Consider the following 15922-nt stretch of genomic DNA (forward strand, 5'->3'; position numbering starts at 1 on the left):
GGCTGCACTTCTACAATCACCACAGGCCCCACACCGCGATCGGGAAGCTCCCGCCCATCAGCCGGATCTCAAACAACCTGGCTGGGCAGTACAGCTAGGGCGGCATCCGAATCCGCTTTGACGTGGAGCGGCGTCGAGCGCTATGGTTCGTGTGGTCCAACCACACAGTCGGTGGTGGACGAAGTGCGGATCTCGAAGAGGAGCTGTCCCCGTGACCATCACAGACAAGGCCCGAGCCACGGGCACGCCGCCCGCGGAGCGGCTCAACTACAAGGTGCTGCTCGGCAGCCTCTCCGGCAGCGTGATCGAGTGGTTCGACTTCCTCGTCTACGGGACGGTCGCCGCGCTGGTCTTCAGCAAGACCTATTTCGTGACCGACAGCGAGTTCGTCTCGATGATGTTCTCGATGGCGTCCTTCGCCCTCACGTTCTTCTTCCGTCCCGTGGGCGGCGTGATCTTCGCGCACATCGGCGACCGCATCGGCCGCAAGAAGACGCTGTTCATCACGCTGATGCTGATGGGTGGCGGAACGGTCCTGATCGGACTTCTGCCCGACTACGGCACGATCGGCATCGCGGCGCCCATCCTGCTGATCCTGATGCGCATCCTGCAGGGCATCGGCATCGGCGGCGAGTGGGGCGGCGCGCTGCTGCTCGCGTACGAGTACGCGCCGCGCAACCGCCGCGGCCTCTACGGCGCCGTGCCGCAGATGGGCATCAGCATCGGTCTGGCGCTCGCATCCGGGGTCGTGGCGCTGCTCACGCTGATGCCCCCGGACCAGTTCCTGTCCTGGGGCTGGCGCATCCCGTTCGTGGGCAGCGTCGTGCTGCTGGCGATCGGCGTCTGGATCCGCTCGAGCCTCGACGAGACCCCCGAGTTCAAGCGCGTGCAGCAGTCGGGCGCGGTCGTGAAGCTCCCGATCGCCGAGGTGTTCCGCAAGCACTGGCGCGCCGTGCTCGTGTCCATCGGCGCCAAGGCGACCGAGACGGGCCCGTTCTACATCTTCGGCACCTACGTGATCGCGTATGCGGCGGGCCTGGGCGTCGAGAACAACGTCGTGCTCACGGCCGTCACGGCGGCCGCCGTGGTCGCGACCGTGTGGATGCCGCTGTTCGGCCGGATCTCCGACTCGATTCCCCGCGCCCTGCTGTACCGCGTGGTCGCGATCGCGACGATCGTGTACGCGTTCCCGTACTACTGGATCCTCAACGTGGGGGAGACGTGGGCGGTGTTCCTCGCCACGATGATCGGCTTCGGCCTGCTGTGGGGCAGCGTGAACGCGATCCTCGGCACCCTGATCGCCGAGAACTTCAGCCCGGAGATCCGCTACTCGGGCGCGACGCTCGGCTACCAGGTGGGCGCCGCGATCTTCGGCGGCACCGCGCCGCTCATCGCGACCGCGCTCAAGGAGGCGACCGGGGGCGCGTGGTGGCCCATCTCGATCTACGTGATCGTGTGCGCGCTGCTCGGTCTCGTCGCCTCGTTCTTCGTCAAGCACGTCGCGCACCGCGAGATCTGATCCCGCTCACGAGGCCCCGCGCGCATCGCGCCCGGGGCCTCTTGCGTGCCGCGACGGCTCAGCCGGCGTCCGCGCCCCGGTACCCGACGAACCAGGTCGGCTCGATCCGGTACATCCGGATGTCGTCGCCCCAGGTGGTGGGATCCGACCCGTAGTGCGCGGCCCAGTGCGCGATCGTCTCGTCCCAGGCGGGATCCGCCGGCGTCAGCGCGACCGCGGTGCCGTGGCAGAAGACGCCGATCCGCTCGCCGTCGACGTGCGCCGCGCTGACCGCCGGGCGTGTGGCCAGGTGACGCGCCTTGGCGGCACGTCCGTCGGTGCCGAAGGTCCAGCGGCCGTGCAGGAAGTGCCCGTCCACCGCGCTCACGCGCGGCTCGCCCTTCGCGGTCACGGTCGCGAGGCTCAGCACCTTCATGCCGGTGAGCGCGTCGACGATCTGCGGCGCGGTCATCACGTGGTTGCCGGAGATGATCGCGCGCAGGTGGGGCGTGGCGCCGGCGCGCGAGGAGTCGATCAGCCGCTGCAGCGACTCCACTTCTTCGGGGGTCTCGTACATGGCGCCGACGCTAGTCGCGGGTGCCGACATCCGCACCGGCATCGGCTGCGGGCAGCGGGGTGCCCTGATGGTGAAGCAGGCGCCACGCCCCGTCCTCGCGTCGCCACAGCGAGGTGCGGCGGGCGCGGCGCGCTCCGCGCGTGCTGATCCATTCGGCGAGCACGAGCCCGGGCGCGATCATCCGGCCCTGGAGGTCCTCGACGTCGATCGGGTCGACGCCGTCCGCCTGGCTCGCCAGCAGCTCCAGGATCTCGTCGCGCCCCCACCGGCGTCCGGATGCGCCGATCTCGACGAAGTCGGCGGACAGCATGTCACGCACCCGGCCCGGATCACGTCTGGCCTCGGGTGTCTGCAGCTCGCGCTCTCGCCCCAGCACCTCGTCGACGGCCCCGTTCTCGAAGCCCTCGCGTCGCCGGCGCTCCTCGAGCGTCTCCAGCTCCTGGAACAGGGTGAGCTGGAGCCCGTCCGGCGCCCGGAGGCGCGAGTTGAGCGACCGCCAGGGCGTCTCGCGGGGCGACGCCTCGACCGCCGCGCCGCCCTGCTCGAGGCGCCGGGTCATGGCGTCGGCGTCGTCGACCTCGAACGCGACGCGGAGCGGGTCGCTGACGCCGCCGTCGGTCTCCACTCGGTCGATCAGGGAGACCTGCGCGCGATTCGAGATCTCGAGCGTCGCCTCGCCGGCGAGCAGGATCGCGACGCGGGCGTCGCCCTCGCCGTTGAACGCGGCCTGCTCGGTCATGCCGCCGACGTCGCGATAGAAGCCGACGGCCTGATCGAAATCGTCCACGGCCACGACGAGGCGCATCTGGCGGACGGGGGACGGTGCGTCTTCGCTCATGGCGTCCACGCTAGGAGCCGCCGAGGGGGAGTGGGCCCGGATCAGCGACATCGGCCGCACCTCGGTCGACACGGGGGAGGATGGACGGATGCAGGACATCGAGCTGGCGCGGATCCCGTCGGGCACGGTGATGCTTCACGACGCGCGCCGGAAACTGAGGCGGATGGTGAGTCTCGAGCCGTTCGAGATCGGGGTGTTCGCGGTCACGCAGGAGCAGATATCCGAGCTGCTCGGCGAGGGGGAGGAGCACCCGCACCCCCGTCGCCCGGCGGTCGATGTCAGCTGGCAGCGTGCCATCCGGTTCTGCAACGCGGCCTCGGAGTGGGAGGGGCTCGACCCCGCGTACACGTTCGACGGCGAGGACGTCACCTGGCACGTGGACTCGGACGGCTATCGCCTGCCCACCGAGGCGGAGTGGGAGTACGCCTGCCGCGCAGGGTCCACGGGGCCCCACTACGGCCTGTTGCGCGACGTCGCGTGGACGGCGGCGGATGGGGCCTCCTCGCCCCGGGACGTCGGCGGCAAGATGCCGAACCTGTTCGGCCTGTTCGACACGCTCGGCAACGTGTGGGAGTGGTGCTGGGACCTGCTCGATCCGGCGCGCTACGGCGACTACCGGGTGTTCCGTGGCGGAGGGTTCGCCGACGAGTCGTACAACGTGCGCGCCTCGGTGCGCCGCGGCGGCGGACCCCGCATGCACCACGACGATCTCGGCTTCCGGGTCGCGCGAGGCGGCTTCGACGCGCGCGACGAGGCCCAGGGCTGGTCGGCGGCCGCCGACCGCGAGCGCGCACTGCAGGACGGGCCGCTCCCGACCGGGTGGACGCCGCTACGCTGATCGGCGTTGGCCCTGCCGTCGGCGTCAGCGGTTCAGAACGGCGCGGTCTCTTCGACCTCGACCGGGGGCGGATCGGGGTCGGTCGCATCGAGTTCGGCCATGAAGCGTACCGCTGGGCCGGGGCGGTCGGTGATACGGCGTCCGGTGGGGCTCGTCCAGATCATGACTCCGCCGGGTCCGTGCTCGAGACCCCATGCGCCGTGGTGCTTGAGCATGTGGTGCGCCCGACAGAGCGCCGAGAGGTTGCACACCGCGGTGTGGCCGCCCTCGCTGTGAGCATGGGAGTGGTCGAGGTCGCACCGGTGGATCGGCTGCCGGCAACCCGGGAACCTGCAGTGCTCGTCGCGCGCGGCGAGGAAGCGGCGCTGGGCGGCGGTCGGCGTGTATGCGTCGACCGTGCGGAGGCACCCGGTGTCGGGATCCATGAACAGCCGAGTCCAGGTCGCGGTGTCGGCGGCGAGCCGGCGGGCGATGTCGGGGGAGACGGGCCCGTGCCCGGCCAGGAACGCGGCGTCGTCGCCGAGGCCCACGAGCGTCTCGGCGGGGATCGTGATCTGCACGGAGCCGCGGATCGCCGCCAGCGCGTTGCCGCCGGTCGCATCGGACACGTGCGCGGTGGGGTGCCCGGTGAGCACGAGGTCGGCGAACACGTCGGCCCTGATCTGCGCAAGCGTGCGCTCATCGACCGGGTCGCCGTCCTCGACGGCGAGGTCGTCGACGACGGGCCCGTACGCGCGACGCGCCTCGTCACGTGCGGCGCGCCGGATCGTGAGCCCCATCTGGGTGAGCCGGTCCTGGATCGCGTGCGCCCGCACCGACTCGACCACCGCGTGGAACTCGCTCATCCCATCGCCGAGGTCGTCCACCCAGGTGCACCGCCGCGCGCGGGCGTTCTCGTGCCGCTCGACGACCGACGTGGGCTCCACCCGCTCGGCAACGGCGTGCGCGACCGGTCGCAGGCGACCCGGCGTCAGCGACTCGGCGCGATCGAGCACGACCTGCTCGTACCGGGCCCGCGCGCGCTCATCGTCGAGCCGCAGCCCGGCATCCACGATCACGTCCGCGTGCGCGCGGGAGATCCGCCCCTCCGACAGGGCGGCGTACGTCGCGGGGAAGTCGGTCGTGAGGATCGCGGCACCGTTCATCCGGCTGCGGATCGTGCCGTCGGCCGCGTTGGTCGCGGTGGCGATGTCGGCCGCGATCGCCCGCAGCGGCAGCGCATGCGACGACGACGGATCGAGCTCGGCCATGATCTCCACCGCGATCGCCTGCCCCGCCGCAAGGAAGTGCGCCTTCATCGCCTCGAGCTGCGCGATCATCCGATCCGCGGTCGCCACCCCCGTGATGACCGCCTGCAGCGCCTCACGCCGGGCGGGATCCAGGTCCCATCGCTCCGCGAAACTCTGCTTGACCATGGACCCAGTCTCCCACGAGGGTCGGACATCCGTTCGAATGTCCCCGCATTGTGGAGAACTCGACGGGATCCGGTTGAGGCGTTCGGCTTCCGCGTCCGGGCCGCCGGCACGTTCCGACCCGATCGCGAGCAGGCCTCCGATCGCTGACCCGCTCGCGTCCTCGATGGCGCGCGCTCAGTTCGCCGGGATGTCTGCGAGCACTCGATCGATCCATGCGTGGCGGCGGAGGTCGCGCACCTCAGCGAACGTGAACCAGCGCGTCTCGATCAGTTCCTGCTCTTCAAGCACGATGGCGGTCGTGTCGAGGCGGCATTCGTACGCGGTCGTCACGTAGGCGACCTCATCGCCGTTCGGATAGACGTTGGTGAGCTCCGGACCGCCGTAGGCGCCGATCACCCGGACGATGGACGGAGCCACACCGAGCTCTTCGCGGACTTCGCGCTCCAGCGCTGCTCGGGGATCCTCTCCAGGCTCGACTCCTCCACCGACGAAGCTCCACAACCCGGAGTCGCGGTGGCGCGCCAGCAGCAGCTGATCCCCGTGTCGGATGACCGCGGTGACTGCGGGAAGAAGCAGCAGGTCCCGTCCGATCCGATCGCGGATCGCGCGGACGTAGGGCGACATCGGCATTCATCGACCATATGCGCCGCAGGGCGCCAGACGACCACGCCTGGATCGGGACGCGCCGGGGTCCTAGCGTGGCGACATGCTCATCGTGGGGTCGATCGTCATCCGGGTGAGGGACATCGCCGTGCAGACGGAGTTCTGGACCCGGGTCCTCGACTACGAGGTGCGCGACCCATCCGACGACGACTTCGTCGTGCTCATCCCTCGCCGCGGTGGAGGCCCCAACGTCTCGCTCGACGCCGCGCCGTCGGAGCGGGTGTTGCCGCCTCGCATCCATCTCGACCTCTACGCCGAGGACCAGTCGGCCGAGGTGCGCCGGCTGATCGGCCTCGGCGCGTCGGAGGTGCGATGGTCGAAGCGCCCCGCCGACGCCGACTACGTCATCCTCGAGGACCCCGAGGGCAATCGCTTCTGCGTGATCGACGCCGCGGGCTGGCACGGCTGGGCAGCCCACCGCGAGCGGTGAGCGGAGCGCAGGTGACAACCGGCGCGGGAGCCGCGACACTCGACTCATGGGTGCCAGCGCGTGGGTGCTGCATGTCGACATGGACCAGTTCATCGCCGCAGTCGAGGTGCTGCGTCACCCGGAGCTCGCGGGCCGGCCCGTGATCGTCGGCGGGCGCGGCGATCCGACCGAGCGAGCCGTCGTGTCGACGGCGTCGTACGAAGCACGCGCATACGGCATCGGCTCCGGGATGCCGCTGAAGATCGCGGCGCGCAAGGCGCCCCCGGACGCCGTGTTTCTCCCGGTCGATCATGAGGCCTACGAACGCGCGTCGACCGAGGTGATGGACACGCTGCGCGCGCTGCCCGGCGTCGTGCTCGAGGTGCTCGGATGGGACGAGTGCTTCCTCGGCGTGACGACCGCCGATCCCGAGTCCGTCGCGCATGACGCGCAGCGGGCCGTGCTCGCGGCGACGCGGCTGCACTGCTCCGTGGGCATCGGCGACAACAAGGTCCGCGCGAAGATCGCGACGGGCTTCGGCAAGCCGAGAGGGATGTTCCGCCTCACCGAGGAGAACTGGTTCGACGTGATGGGCGAACGGCCCACGCGCGAGCTCTGGGGAGTCGGCACCAAGGTGCACAAGCGCCTCGCGGCTCACGGCATCGACACCGTGCGGCAGCTCGCGGACGCCGACCCCGCCGTGCTCGTCGCGGAGTTCGGCCCGCGGATGGGCGTCTGGTACCGCGAGCTCGGCCACGGAATCGGACCGCGCGTGGTGGACGACTCGCCGTGGATCGCGCGCAGCCACAGCCGGGAGACGACCTACCAGCAGAACCTCACGGGGCCGGATGCGGTGCACACGGCGGTCGCCGAGCTGGCCCATCAGGTCTGGGATGACTGCGCGACGGACGGACGAGCGGTGGTGCGCGTGCACCTGAAGGTCCGGTACGCGCCGTTCGAGACGAAGACCATCGGGCGAAAGCTCGCGGAGCCCGCGCGCAGCGAGCACGTCCTGGTGGACGCCGCGCTCGCGCTCGCGCAACGGATCGACTCCGAGCGCGAGATCCGCCTGCTCGGAGTGCGCGCGGAGATGGCGATGCCGGCGGGTGACGAGATCGAGCGCACACCGGTGCGCGGGCGGATCTGACCCCGCGGCAGGTCAGTGCGCGGCGTGCCCGTGCGCGTGCTCGGCCATCGCAGCGACCTCGCCGACCACCCTCGGATGGGCCAGCACGCGGAAATGCCCGCCGGTCTCCAGGCGCACGTTCTTCGCGCCTGCGAGCTCGCTTCCCCCGGGGATGTGCGGGTCGAAGGCCGCGTACACCGATGTGATGCGGGCGTTGATCGCGGTCTCCCTCGCGAGCGCGAGGATCGTGGCGTTGCGAGGGGAGAAGCTGCGCAGAGTGGCCGACACCATGAGCGCCGCGTATCGCGAGCCGCCGAACGGAGAGGCCACCGCGACCATTCCGCGCACGCGAGCCGCTCCGGCGCCGAACGCCATGAGGTGCTTGCCGATCAGTCCGCCCTTGCTGTGCGCCACGAGGATGACGTCATGCAGGTCGTGCGCGACCAGGTGCTGCTCGACGAGGCGCGCCGCACGGTCCACCGGGATGCGGTTGTTCTGAAGCGGATCGACCACATGCACCGGATGTCCGCGCTCGTGAAGCGCGACGATGAGCGGCTGCAGGAACTTCCACGTCTCATAGACGCCCGGGATCACGACGATCGGCACGCCGCCGCCCGTCCAGAAGGCCGACGGCCGCGTGCGGTTCAGGAACGCCCGCGCCTGCCAGACTCCCGCGTACGCGTAGTCGAGCGTCCACCAGACCCACCGCCGGAGGAGGCTCATCACGGCTCGCCGACCCCCAGGAACCAGTCCAGCGCCGACGCGACCGCGCGGGGCGCGGTGTGCTGCACCAGGTGCGGATGGCCCGGGACCGTGACCGAGCGGGACCGCTGTGCGCGGCGCGTCAGCTTCGCGCACCAGTCCGCACCGGCGATCGGATCGCGGCCGCCGCGCAGCACGAGCAGCGGCTGCGTGAGATCCCCGACGCGCTCCTCCATCGGGTATTCCAGCATGTGCGGCAGCTGACGGAGGTACCACCGGGGGCCGCAGCGCAGATACTCGGTGAGCACTCGGACGTTGGCGGACGGGGTCTCGCGGGTGCTGTCCACGCCGAGCGCGAGGGCCTGCGCGAACGCGGTGCGGTGTCGGTCGTCGACCACCGGGCCGATCGTGGCCACGTGCGAGACGAGATCGGGGCGCTGCGCGCCGAGCTCGACCACCCACTGCGTCCCCATCGAGTCACCTACCGCGACCGCCGCCTCCTCGCCGAGGTCGCCGACCACCCCGCCCAGCATCTCGGCCATGCGGGCGACGTCCGGCGACGAGGCCGGCTTGGGCAGCCCTCCGAAGCCGGGCAGGTCGACCGTGTGCACGGAGTGGTGCCGCGCCAGGACGCCGTGCAGGCGCGAGAACAGGCGGTGCGAGATCCCGATCCCGTGCACCAGGAGGAACGCGCGTCCGCTGCCCGGCCGTTCGGTCGAGAACACCCGGAAGACGTGCCCATCCAGGTCGACGACGCGCGTGATCGGCATGCCCCCATTGTGCGCGACCGCTCCGGCGCGCACCCGAGGCTTGACGTTGTCGGGGCGATAGCGTGACGGGATGGGCTTCTCGATACGAACGGTCCGCGCCTCCGACTGGCAGGCGTTCCGCGACCTGCGTCTGCGGATGCTGCGCGACACCCCCATCGCGTACAACGAGACCTATGCGCACGCCGCCGCGCTGCCCGAGTCGGAGTGGCGCGAGCGTGCAGGCCGCGGCCAGGAGCCCGGCAACATCTCCCTCGTCGCCGTCGCCGACGACGGCACCTGGATCGGCATCATGCGGGGGTTCGTCTCGGCCCGCCGCGGGGCGATGCTCGTGGGCGTGTACGTCGACCCGGCATGGCGGGGCGGTGAGGGCGGGGTCGCGGATGCCCTGCTCGAGGGGATCGTCGACTGGGCCCGCATGCGCGGCGACGCGCTCGTCCTCGAGGTGCACGAGGACAACCCGCGCGCGATCGCGTTCTACCGGCGCCACGGCTTCGAGCCCACCGGGAACGTGACGCCCTACAACCTCGAGCCGTATGGCGACGAGATCGAGATGCGACTCGATCTGACGCGCTGAGGGAGGGGATCGTGGATCGCAGACGCTCACGGGTCGGCGCGGTCCTCGTGTCGCTCCTGGCCTGCGGCGCGCTCCCGGCGTGCGCGGCATCGGCCATCGAGGTCGGCGGGATCGAGGGCGCGGTGAGCCAGTCCCGTACCCAGTACGCCGACCGCGTCGTCTCGCTGGTCGTGCGCGCGGCGGGGGAGGCCCTCACGCTGACCGCAGCGGAGCTCCGCGCCGACGGCTTCACGGATTCGAGCGTGGACGGCCTCGAGATGAGGATCGGGCCCGACCGACCCCGCGGCGTGGCCGTTCCCGTCCCGCTGGGCCAGGCCGTGTGCGGCCCGGGCGACGGAGCGGTCGCGCTCGACCCGAGCGCCTCCGAGGAGTCGGCCCGGGTGTCGCTCACCGTGCAGCAGGACGGCTTCGGAGCCACCGTCCTGGAGGTGGCGGCGACGGATCCTCTCGACCGGCTCGCGGTGATCCCCAAGGAGGACTGCGCCGCGGCCGCCGTGGCGGGTGCGGCCGCTCTGACGATCGAGGACCGGGTCGAGGATCTCGGAGACGGCACCGCACAGCTCCGGCTGCGCATCGCGCCGGTTCCGGGCGGACCGGAGGTGCGGATCGAGGAGATCCAGGCGACCACGCTGTTCTCCCGCGCGGACGGCGCCACCTGGACGGGGAGCGCGCTCGAGAGCCAGAGCAGCGGGGAGGTCCCGCTGCGCATCATCCCCTCGCGCTGCGACGCGCACGTGCTGGCCGAGGACAAGCGCGGCACGTTCGTCCCGGTGCACGCGAGCGTCGACGGCGTCCGCCAGGCGCCGATGTACGTCCCGGTGCCGGATGCCGCACGCCGCGCGCTGATCGAGTTCATCACGCGGACGTGCGGGCTGGGGGAGTGACGGCTCAGCCGCGCTCGACCGGCAGCCAGAGGTCGCAGGTCGCCGTCGAGAAGTCCTCGGCGCGCTCGATCACCGCGACGATCGAGGGCCCCGGACGCAGCCGCCACTCCGTGGCCGTGGCCGCCCAGGTGTCCTGCAGCGCCTTGGGGTGTGCGCCGGTCGTGCGGAAGACCGCCCACGCGCCGGCGGGGACCTCGATGCACTCGAGGTCGTGGGGCGGCGCGGTGGCCTCATCGACCGCCACGCCGTGGAGATAGGTGAGCTCGCTGCCCTCGGCGTCGTCCGGGTCGAGGTCGGCGCTCACCTGGAGAAGGCCGGCGGGCTCGGTGGAGCTCAGCTCCTTCAGGCGGGCGTGCTCGGCGATCGGCAACGACGCGATGTGCTCACGCCGCGGTGGATGAGCGGCACGCGCGCGGCGCGGCCGATCAGGCGGAACGCGGGTCGATCGAGGATGCGGGCGTCCATGGGGGAGCTCCCTTCTACGGTCAGGCGGAACCTGAGCTGCGGTTGTGTGCGAAGGGGACCCCCGGTTGTGTGCGAAGGGGACCCCCGGCGCGGCGCACATCGGCGGGTGCGACCCCGTGCACGGCCCGGAACGCCCGGCCGAACGCCTCGGTGGACCCGTAGCCGTATCGAACGGCGATGCCGAGCAGATCGCGGCCCGCGATCACGTCGGCTGCCGCCATGGTCATCCGGCGGCGACGAACGTATTCCGACAGCGGCATGCCCGCGAGCGACGAGAACATCCGCCGCAGGTGGTACTCGGTGGTGCCGAGGCGCGCGGCGAAGAGCTCCAGATCCATGTCCTGCGTCAGGTGACGGTCGACATGGTCGACCAGCTGGTTGAGTGCACCGATCACGAGGATCTCCCTTCCTCGATGAGCCTCCCGGAAAGCGGGTCGCATGGCCCGATGATCCCGGACCGATTCAATCGGATGAGCGCAGCGCGAGCACCGGACGCCTATGACCTCGCTGGCAGGTCCCTGAGTGCACTGTTACCTTTTCGTGATCTTGACGTAGCGTGGCACGTCGACCGTGGAGGACCGCCGTCGAACCCGCCCGAGTCCTCCGCACCCGAAACGAGACGACCTTCCGGTCGGCGGGCGAGTGCGCGGCCGTGGCCGCGCCCAGAGACGGGGCCGTGGAGCTCCTTGTGATCCTGAACACGCATTCCCGACAGAACACCGAAGCGCGCCGACCTGGACGGTTCGCGCGAGGGGGACTGGTCGCCGCCGGTCTCGTCGCGGCGGCAGCCGGGGCGCTCGTGCCCACGGCGGCGAACGCGGCCGACGACGCCACCTGGGACGCACTGGCCCAGTGCGAGTCGGGCGGCAACTGGGCGATCGACACCGGCAACGGCTACTACGGAGGCCTCCAGTTCTCGCAGTCCACGTGGGAGGCCAACGGCGGCACCGGCAACCCGGCGGACGCCTCGCGCGAGGAGCAGATCCGCGTGGCGGAGAACGTCCTCGCGACGCAGGGCTGGGGCGCCTGGCCGACGTGCTCGGCGAAGATCGGCGCGTCGGGATCGGCCGAGCCGCGCGCGGCCGCACCGGTCGAGTCTCCGTCCGCGCCGGCGGCGGGGGAGTCCACTCAGGCGCCCGCCGCCGCACCGGCTCCCGCACCGGCGCCGGTCGAGGAGACGTATCAGCTTCCGGATGTGGAGCCGTCGGACGAGACCTACACGGTCGAGTCGGGTGACACGCTCTTCGACATCGCCACGAAGCTCGAGGTCGAGACCGGCTGGCTCGGCATCTTCGCGGTGAACCAGGAGACGATCTCCGACCCCGACCTCATCGAGGTCGGCGACGAGCTGATCCTGCCCGCGGAGTGACCGCGAGCGACCCTGTGGGCGGGGTGCCGGCGACGGCCCCCGCCCACGGGGTCAGCCGGCCAGCCCGTCGACGGAGTAACGCCTCTCGATCCCGGCGGTGAGACGACCCCACTCGCTCGCCGCGACGCGCACCTGATGCGCTCGGAAGGCGGGTTCGTCGGCGAATCGCTCGGCAACCGTCCAGACCAGGGGATCGGCAGTCGGTGCCACCTCGAACGAGAGGCAGCCGGGCTCGGCGCGAGTCAGCGCCACGTGGCCCGGCAGGTGCTCCGCGACAAGTCGCGCCTCGTCAGCATCCGCACACCGCAGTTCACCCGTCAATCGCACCTCGACCATGAACCTCACAGTAGAGCGCGTCGGGCTGCCGGGCGGCAGGCGGTCGATGCCCGGCGCAATGGGGGACGGCGACGAAGGGCGCGCCTCAGCGAACTGACATAATGTGCATTATCGGCGTGTGGTCGATCCCGCGAGACAGCCCCTCTCAGAGGCCGAACGATGCAGACACCAGGAAGCGCTCCACGTCGATCCGCAGCGCGACGCGCTCCGGATTCGGCCTCGGCGTCCGGTAGCGCGCCGCGTACTGCTCCTCAGCGCGTCGCACGGACTCGGCGTAGCTCAGCACCTGCGCCGTTCCCTCGAGCGTCGACCAGTGACGTCCGTCGACCTGACAGGCGGCCACGCGCGGGTCCGCGGCGGCGAGACGCGCCTTCAGGGACGACCCGGACGTGATGACCCACGCGCAGCGCTGCTCGAGGTCCAGGGCGACGCCGACCGGCGTGACGTGCGGTCGTCCGTCGCGACGCAGTGTCGTCAGCGTGCACAGGTGCCGCTCGGTCCAGAACTCGAGAAGTGCCGGCGGGAACTCGCTCCAGCCCGGGCGCCAGGATGCCATTCGGTCATCCTCGCACCGTGCGCGGCGTGACGCGGCCTGATTCTCCCCCGAGGACCAATATATCGTTACGCGCGGCTCAGGCGCCCACGTACTGCGCCAGGTGCTCGCCCGTCAGGGTCGAACGGTCGGCCACCAGGTCGGCAGGTGTGCCCTCGAACACGATCCGCCCGCCGTCGTGGCCGGCGCCCGGGCCGAGGTCGATGATCCAGTCCGCGTGGGCCATGACGGCCTGGTGGTGCTCGATCACGATGACCGTCTTGCCCGAGTCGACGAGGCGGTCGAGCAGCCCGAGGAGGTTCTCGACGTCGGCGAGGTGGAGACCCGTCGTCGGCTCGTCGAGCACGTAGACGTCGCCCTTCTCCCCCATCTGGTTCGCGAGCTTGATCCGCTGCCGCTCGCCGCCCGACAGGGTCGAGAGCGGCTGGCCCAGCGTGAGGTACCCGAGACCGACGTCCTCGAGACGACCCAGGATGGCGGCGGCCGCCGGGATCTTCGCCTCGCCCTCGGAGAAGAACGGCCGGGCCTCGGCCACGGGAAGGTCGAGGACCTCGGTGATGTCCCTGCCGCCGAGCTTGTACTCGAGCACCCCGGCCTGGAAGCGCTTGCCGCCGCAGTCCTCGCACGGCGTCTCGACCGTGTCCATGAAGCCCAGCTCCGTGATGATGACGCCGGCGCCCTTGCAGGTCGGGCAGGCTCCCTCCGAGTTCGCGCTGAACAGCGCCGGCTTGACGCCGTTCGCCTTCGCGAACGCCTTGCGGATGGGCTCCAGCAGCCCCGTGTAGGTCGCCGGGTTGCTGCGGCGCGAGCCCTTGATGGCGCCCTGGTCGATCGCCACGACGTCGGGGCGGCGCGACACCGAGCCGTGGATCAAGGAGCTCTTGCCCGAGCCGGCGACGCCGGTCACGACCGTGAGCACGCCGAGAGGGATGTCCACATCCACGTCCTGCAGGTTGTTGTCGGCGGCGCCGCGGATGTCGATCGCGCCCGCGGCGGCCCGCACCTCGGGCTTCAGCTGAGCGCGGTAGTCGAGGTGCCGCCCGGTGAGCGTGCCGCTGGCCTTCAGGCCCTCGACGGTGCCCTCGAAGCAGATCGTGCCGCCCCCGCTGCCGGCCTTCGGCCCGAGGTCGACGACGTGATCGGCGATCGCGATCGCCTCGGGCTTGTGCTCGACGACCAGCACGGTGTTGCCCTTGTCGCGCAGCTGCAGCAGCAGCTCGTTCATCCTCTGGATGTCGTGCGGGTGCAGGCCGATGGTCGGCTCGTCGAACACGTAGGTGACGTCGGTGAGCGACGACCCCAGGTGGCGCAGCATCTTGATCCGCTGCGCCTCTCCCCCGCTCAGCGTGCCGGACGGCCGGTTCAGGCTCAGGTAGCCGAGGCCGAGCGTGACGAACGCCTCGAGGTTCGCTCGCAGGGCGTTCAGCAGCGGCCCCGCTCCCGGCTTGTCGAGCGCGCGCACCCAGTCGGCGAGGTCCGTGACCTGCATCGCGCACGCGTCCGCGATGCTGATCCCGTCGATCTTCGACGAGCGCGCCGCCTCGGTGAGCCGCGTGCCGTCGCACTCGGGGCACGTCGCGAAGGTCGCGATCCGCTCCACGAAGGCCCGGATGTGCGGCTGCAGCGATTCGATGTCCTTCGAGAGCATCGACTTCGTGATCTTCGGGATCAGGCCCTCGTACGTCATGTTCATGTCGAACGCGCGCACCTTCGTGGGCTCCTTGTAGAGGAAGTCCTTGCGCTGCCGCTCGGTGAACGTCGAGATCGGCTTGTCGGCGGGGAAGAAGCCGGACCCGGCGAAGCCCTTCACCATCCATCCGTCGGGCGTGTATCCCGGCACCAGGATCGCCCCCTCGAGCAGGGACTTCGACTCGTCGACCACCTGCGACAGGTCGATGTCCGACACCGAGCCGCGGCCCTCGCACCGCGGGCACATGCCACCCAGGTAGACGACGTCCTTGACGATCTTCTTCTCGCCGCTGGCCGACGTCATCACGCCGCTGGCCTTCTGCGTCGGGATGTTGAACGAGAAGGCCGTGGGACCACCGATGTACGGCTCCCCCAGCTTGCTGAACAGGATCCGCAGCATCGCGTTCGCGTCGGTGACCGTGCCGACGGTCGAGCGCGGGTTGGCGCCGAGCCGCTCCTGGTCGACGATGATCGCGGTCGTGAGGCCCTCGAGCACGTCCACGTCGGGACGCGGCACGGAGGGCATGAATCCCTGCACGAACGCGCTGTAGGTCTCGTCGATCAGCCTCCGCGACTCGGCCGCGATCGTGTCGAACACCAGCGAGCTCTTGCCCGATCCCGAGACACCCGTGAACACCGAGAGCCGGCGCTTGGGGATGTCGACGCTGACGTCCTTGAGGTTGTTCTCACGCGCGCCCTGCACGCGGATCAGGTCGTGGGTGTCGGCGGGATGCACCGGCGCTCCTTCGATTCGGGGATGTGGCGGGTCTGAGATGCGGGACGGATGAGAGCGCTCAGCGCTGCTGGACGCGGATGGCGTTCCCGGCGGGATCGCGGAGGGCGAAGTCGCGCACGCCGTAGTCCTGGTCGATCGGCTCCTGGATGATGTCGACGTCCGGGGCGTCCTGCACCCTCTCGAACACGGCGTCGACGTCGGGGGTGGCGAGCACGATGCCGGCGTAGGTGCCCTTCGCCATCATCTCGGCGATCGTCTGGCGCTCGGTGTCGGTCAGGCCGGGATCGATCGCGGGCGGCGTGAGCACGATCGACGTGTCGGGCTGCCCGGCGGGGCCGACGGTGATCCAGCGCATGGCGCCCTGGTCCACGTCGAGGCGCACCTCGAAGCCGAGCACGTCGCGGTAGAAGGCGAGCGACGCCTCGGAGTCGGTGTGCGGCAGGAAGCTGGCGTTGATGGTGAGTCGGTTGTCCATGTCCG

The 15922-nt window shown here is 70.8% G+C and carries 19 protein-coding genes; 7 read left to right on the forward strand and 12 right to left on the reverse strand.

Annotation, left to right across the window (positions count from 1 at the left end):
* Positions 1-211 precede the first annotated feature (211 nt).
* Positions 212-1519, forward strand: coding sequence for an MFS transporter (locus ASD19_RS03010; RefSeq protein ID WP_235562954.1), 1308 nt, complete (start codon positions 212-214; stop codon positions 1517-1519).
* Positions 1520-1577: 58 nt separating this feature from the next.
* Here the strand turns inward: ASD19_RS03010 and ASD19_RS03015 are convergent, their stop codons facing one another.
* The gene (locus tag ASD19_RS03015; RefSeq protein WP_055988687.1) at positions 1578-2075 is read right to left on the reverse strand and encodes a pyridoxamine 5'-phosphate oxidase family protein; all 498 of its coding nucleotides are present in this window, start codon (positions 2073-2075) and stop codon (positions 1578-1580) included.
* Between the two features lie 10 nt (positions 2076-2085).
* On the reverse strand, positions 2086-2913 hold the full coding sequence (locus ASD19_RS14580; protein ID WP_200941045.1) for a DUF4440 domain-containing protein: 828 nt from the start codon (positions 2911-2913) through the stop codon (positions 2086-2088).
* Between the two features lie 88 nt (positions 2914-3001).
* On the opposite strand from ASD19_RS14580, the gene ASD19_RS03025 reads away from it, so the two are divergent.
* A complete protein-coding gene (locus tag ASD19_RS03025) occupies positions 3002-3751 on the forward strand; it encodes a formylglycine-generating enzyme family protein (RefSeq protein WP_055988688.1) in 750 nt (249 codons plus the stop codon).
* Between the two features lie 32 nt (positions 3752-3783).
* Here ASD19_RS03025 and ASD19_RS03030 read toward each other — a convergent pair whose 3' ends face one another.
* Together ASD19_RS03030 and ASD19_RS03035 are read right to left on the reverse strand one after the other, a co-directional pair.
* Positions 3784-5166 (reverse strand): HNH endonuclease signature motif containing protein, encoded by a 1383-nt coding sequence (locus ASD19_RS03030; protein ID WP_055988689.1) that lies wholly within the window; start codon positions 5164-5166, stop codon positions 3784-3786.
* A gap of 174 nt (positions 5167-5340) precedes the next feature.
* Complete coding sequence (locus ASD19_RS03035; protein WP_055988690.1) at positions 5341-5796, reverse strand: NUDIX domain-containing protein; 456 nt, start codon at positions 5794-5796, stop codon at positions 5341-5343.
* A 76-nt stretch (positions 5797-5872) separates the two neighbouring features.
* Between ASD19_RS03035 and ASD19_RS03040 the strand changes: the two genes are divergently transcribed.
* A complete protein-coding gene (locus ASD19_RS03040; RefSeq protein WP_055988691.1) occupies positions 5873-6259 on the forward strand; it encodes a VOC family protein in 387 nt (128 codons plus the stop codon).
* 46 nt (positions 6260-6305) lie between these two features.
* Positions 6306-7385, forward strand: coding sequence for a DNA polymerase IV (locus ASD19_RS03045; protein WP_055988692.1), 1080 nt, complete (start codon positions 6306-6308; stop codon positions 7383-7385).
* A 12-nt stretch (positions 7386-7397) separates the two neighbouring features.
* On the opposite strand, the gene ASD19_RS03050 is transcribed toward ASD19_RS03045, so the two are convergent.
* Positions 7398-8087, reverse strand: a complete 690-nt coding sequence (locus tag ASD19_RS03050) for an esterase/lipase family protein (RefSeq protein ID WP_200941046.1) — start codon at positions 8085-8087, stop codon at positions 7398-7400.
* The gene (locus ASD19_RS03055; RefSeq protein ID WP_055988694.1) at positions 8087-8836 is read right to left on the reverse strand and encodes an alpha/beta fold hydrolase; all 750 of its coding nucleotides are present in this window, start codon (positions 8834-8836) and stop codon (positions 8087-8089) included. The genes ASD19_RS03050 and ASD19_RS03055 overlap by 1 nt, the downstream gene beginning before the upstream one ends.
* 70 nt (positions 8837-8906) lie before the next feature.
* On the opposite strand from ASD19_RS03055, the gene ASD19_RS03060 reads away from it, so the two are divergent.
* Positions 8907-9410 carry a GNAT family N-acetyltransferase gene (locus tag ASD19_RS03060; protein ID WP_055988695.1) on the forward strand — a complete coding sequence of 168 codons (504 nt, stop codon included), beginning with the start codon at positions 8907-8909 and terminating at the stop codon, positions 9408-9410.
* 11 nt (positions 9411-9421) lie between these two features.
* Positions 9422-10294, forward strand: coding sequence for a hypothetical protein (locus ASD19_RS03065; RefSeq protein ID WP_156377087.1), 873 nt, complete (start codon positions 9422-9424; stop codon positions 10292-10294).
* Positions 10295-10298: 4 nt separating this feature from the next.
* Here the strand turns inward: ASD19_RS03065 and ASD19_RS14970 are convergent, their stop codons facing one another.
* Both ASD19_RS14970 and ASD19_RS14975 read right to left on the reverse strand, forming a co-directional pair.
* Positions 10299-10664 carry a GyrI-like domain-containing protein gene (locus ASD19_RS14970; RefSeq protein WP_442922497.1) on the reverse strand — a complete coding sequence of 122 codons (366 nt, stop codon included), beginning with the start codon at positions 10662-10664 and terminating at the stop codon, positions 10299-10301.
* A 115-nt stretch (positions 10665-10779) separates the two neighbouring features.
* Positions 10780-11154, reverse strand: a complete 375-nt coding sequence (locus tag ASD19_RS14975; protein ID WP_442922498.1) for a helix-turn-helix transcriptional regulator — start codon at positions 11152-11154, stop codon at positions 10780-10782.
* 281 nt (positions 11155-11435) lie between these two features.
* Between ASD19_RS14975 and ASD19_RS03075 the strand changes: the two genes are divergently transcribed.
* Complete coding sequence (locus tag ASD19_RS03075) at positions 11436-12128, forward strand: transglycosylase family protein (RefSeq protein ID WP_235562955.1); 693 nt, start codon at positions 11436-11438, stop codon at positions 12126-12128.
* 51 nt (positions 12129-12179) lie between these two features.
* Here the strand turns inward: ASD19_RS03075 and ASD19_RS03080 are convergent, their stop codons facing one another.
* The 4 genes from ASD19_RS03080 to ASD19_RS03095 all read right to left on the reverse strand — a co-directional run bounded on the left by ASD19_RS03080 (position 12180) and on the right by ASD19_RS03095 (position 15917).
* Complete coding sequence (locus ASD19_RS03080; protein ID WP_055988743.1) at positions 12180-12464, reverse strand: putative quinol monooxygenase; 285 nt, start codon at positions 12462-12464, stop codon at positions 12180-12182.
* Between the two features lie 145 nt (positions 12465-12609).
* On the reverse strand, positions 12610-13020 hold the full coding sequence (locus tag ASD19_RS03085) for a pyridoxamine 5'-phosphate oxidase family protein (protein WP_055988697.1): 411 nt from the start codon (positions 13018-13020) through the stop codon (positions 12610-12612).
* Between the two features lie 76 nt (positions 13021-13096).
* Positions 13097-15442 carry an ATP-binding cassette domain-containing protein gene (locus tag ASD19_RS03090; protein WP_055988698.1) on the reverse strand — a complete coding sequence of 782 codons (2346 nt, stop codon included), beginning with the start codon at positions 15440-15442 and terminating at the stop codon, positions 13097-13099.
* 58 nt (positions 15443-15500) lie between these two features.
* Positions 15501-15917, reverse strand: coding sequence for a VOC family protein (locus tag ASD19_RS03095; RefSeq protein ID WP_055988699.1), 417 nt, complete (start codon positions 15915-15917; stop codon positions 15501-15503).
* Positions 15918-15922: the final 5 nt, after the last annotated feature.

Source organism: Microbacterium sp. Root53 (genome assembly GCF_001426925.1).
In the GTDB taxonomy this organism is placed as follows: domain Bacteria; phylum Actinomycetota; class Actinomycetes; order Actinomycetales; family Microbacteriaceae; genus Microbacterium.

Excerpts from the sequence above, each read along its gene's own strand:
- ASD19_RS03015 (WP_055988687.1), bottom strand. The coding sequence starts at position 2,075 with ATGTACGAGACCCCCGAAGAAGTGGAGTCGCTGCAGCGGCTGATCGAC.
- ASD19_RS14580 (WP_200941045.1), bottom strand. The coding sequence starts at position 2,913 with ATGAGCGAAGACGCACCGTCCCCCGTCCGCCAGATGCGCCTCGTCGTG.
- ASD19_RS03025 (WP_055988688.1), top strand. The coding sequence starts at position 3,002 with ATGCAGGACATCGAGCTGGCGCGGATCCCGTCGGGCACGGTGATGCTT.
- ASD19_RS03030 (WP_055988689.1), bottom strand. The coding sequence starts at position 5,166 with ATGGTCAAGCAGAGTTTCGCGGAGCGATGGGACCTGGATCCCGCCCGG.
- ASD19_RS03035 (WP_055988690.1), bottom strand. The coding sequence starts at position 5,796 with ATGCCGATGTCGCCCTACGTCCGCGCGATCCGCGATCGGATCGGACGG.
- ASD19_RS03040 (WP_055988691.1), top strand. The coding sequence starts at position 5,873 with ATGCTCATCGTGGGGTCGATCGTCATCCGGGTGAGGGACATCGCCGTG.
- ASD19_RS03045 (WP_055988692.1), top strand. The coding sequence starts at position 6,306 with ATGGGTGCCAGCGCGTGGGTGCTGCATGTCGACATGGACCAGTTCATC.
- ASD19_RS03050 (WP_200941046.1), bottom strand. The coding sequence starts at position 8,087 with ATGAGCCTCCTCCGGCGGTGGGTCTGGTGGACGCTCGACTACGCGTAC.
- ASD19_RS03055 (WP_055988694.1), bottom strand. The coding sequence starts at position 8,836 with ATGCCGATCACGCGCGTCGTCGACCTGGATGGGCACGTCTTCCGGGTG.
- ASD19_RS03060 (WP_055988695.1), top strand. The coding sequence starts at position 8,907 with ATGGGCTTCTCGATACGAACGGTCCGCGCCTCCGACTGGCAGGCGTTC.
- ASD19_RS03080 (WP_055988743.1), bottom strand. The coding sequence starts at position 12,464 with ATGGTCGAGGTGCGATTGACGGGTGAACTGCGGTGTGCGGATGCTGAC.
- ASD19_RS03085 (WP_055988697.1), bottom strand. The coding sequence starts at position 13,020 with ATGGCATCCTGGCGCCCGGGCTGGAGCGAGTTCCCGCCGGCACTTCTC.
- ASD19_RS03095 (WP_055988699.1), bottom strand. The coding sequence starts at position 15,917 with ATGGACAACCGACTCACCATCAACGCCAGCTTCCTGCCGCACACCGAC.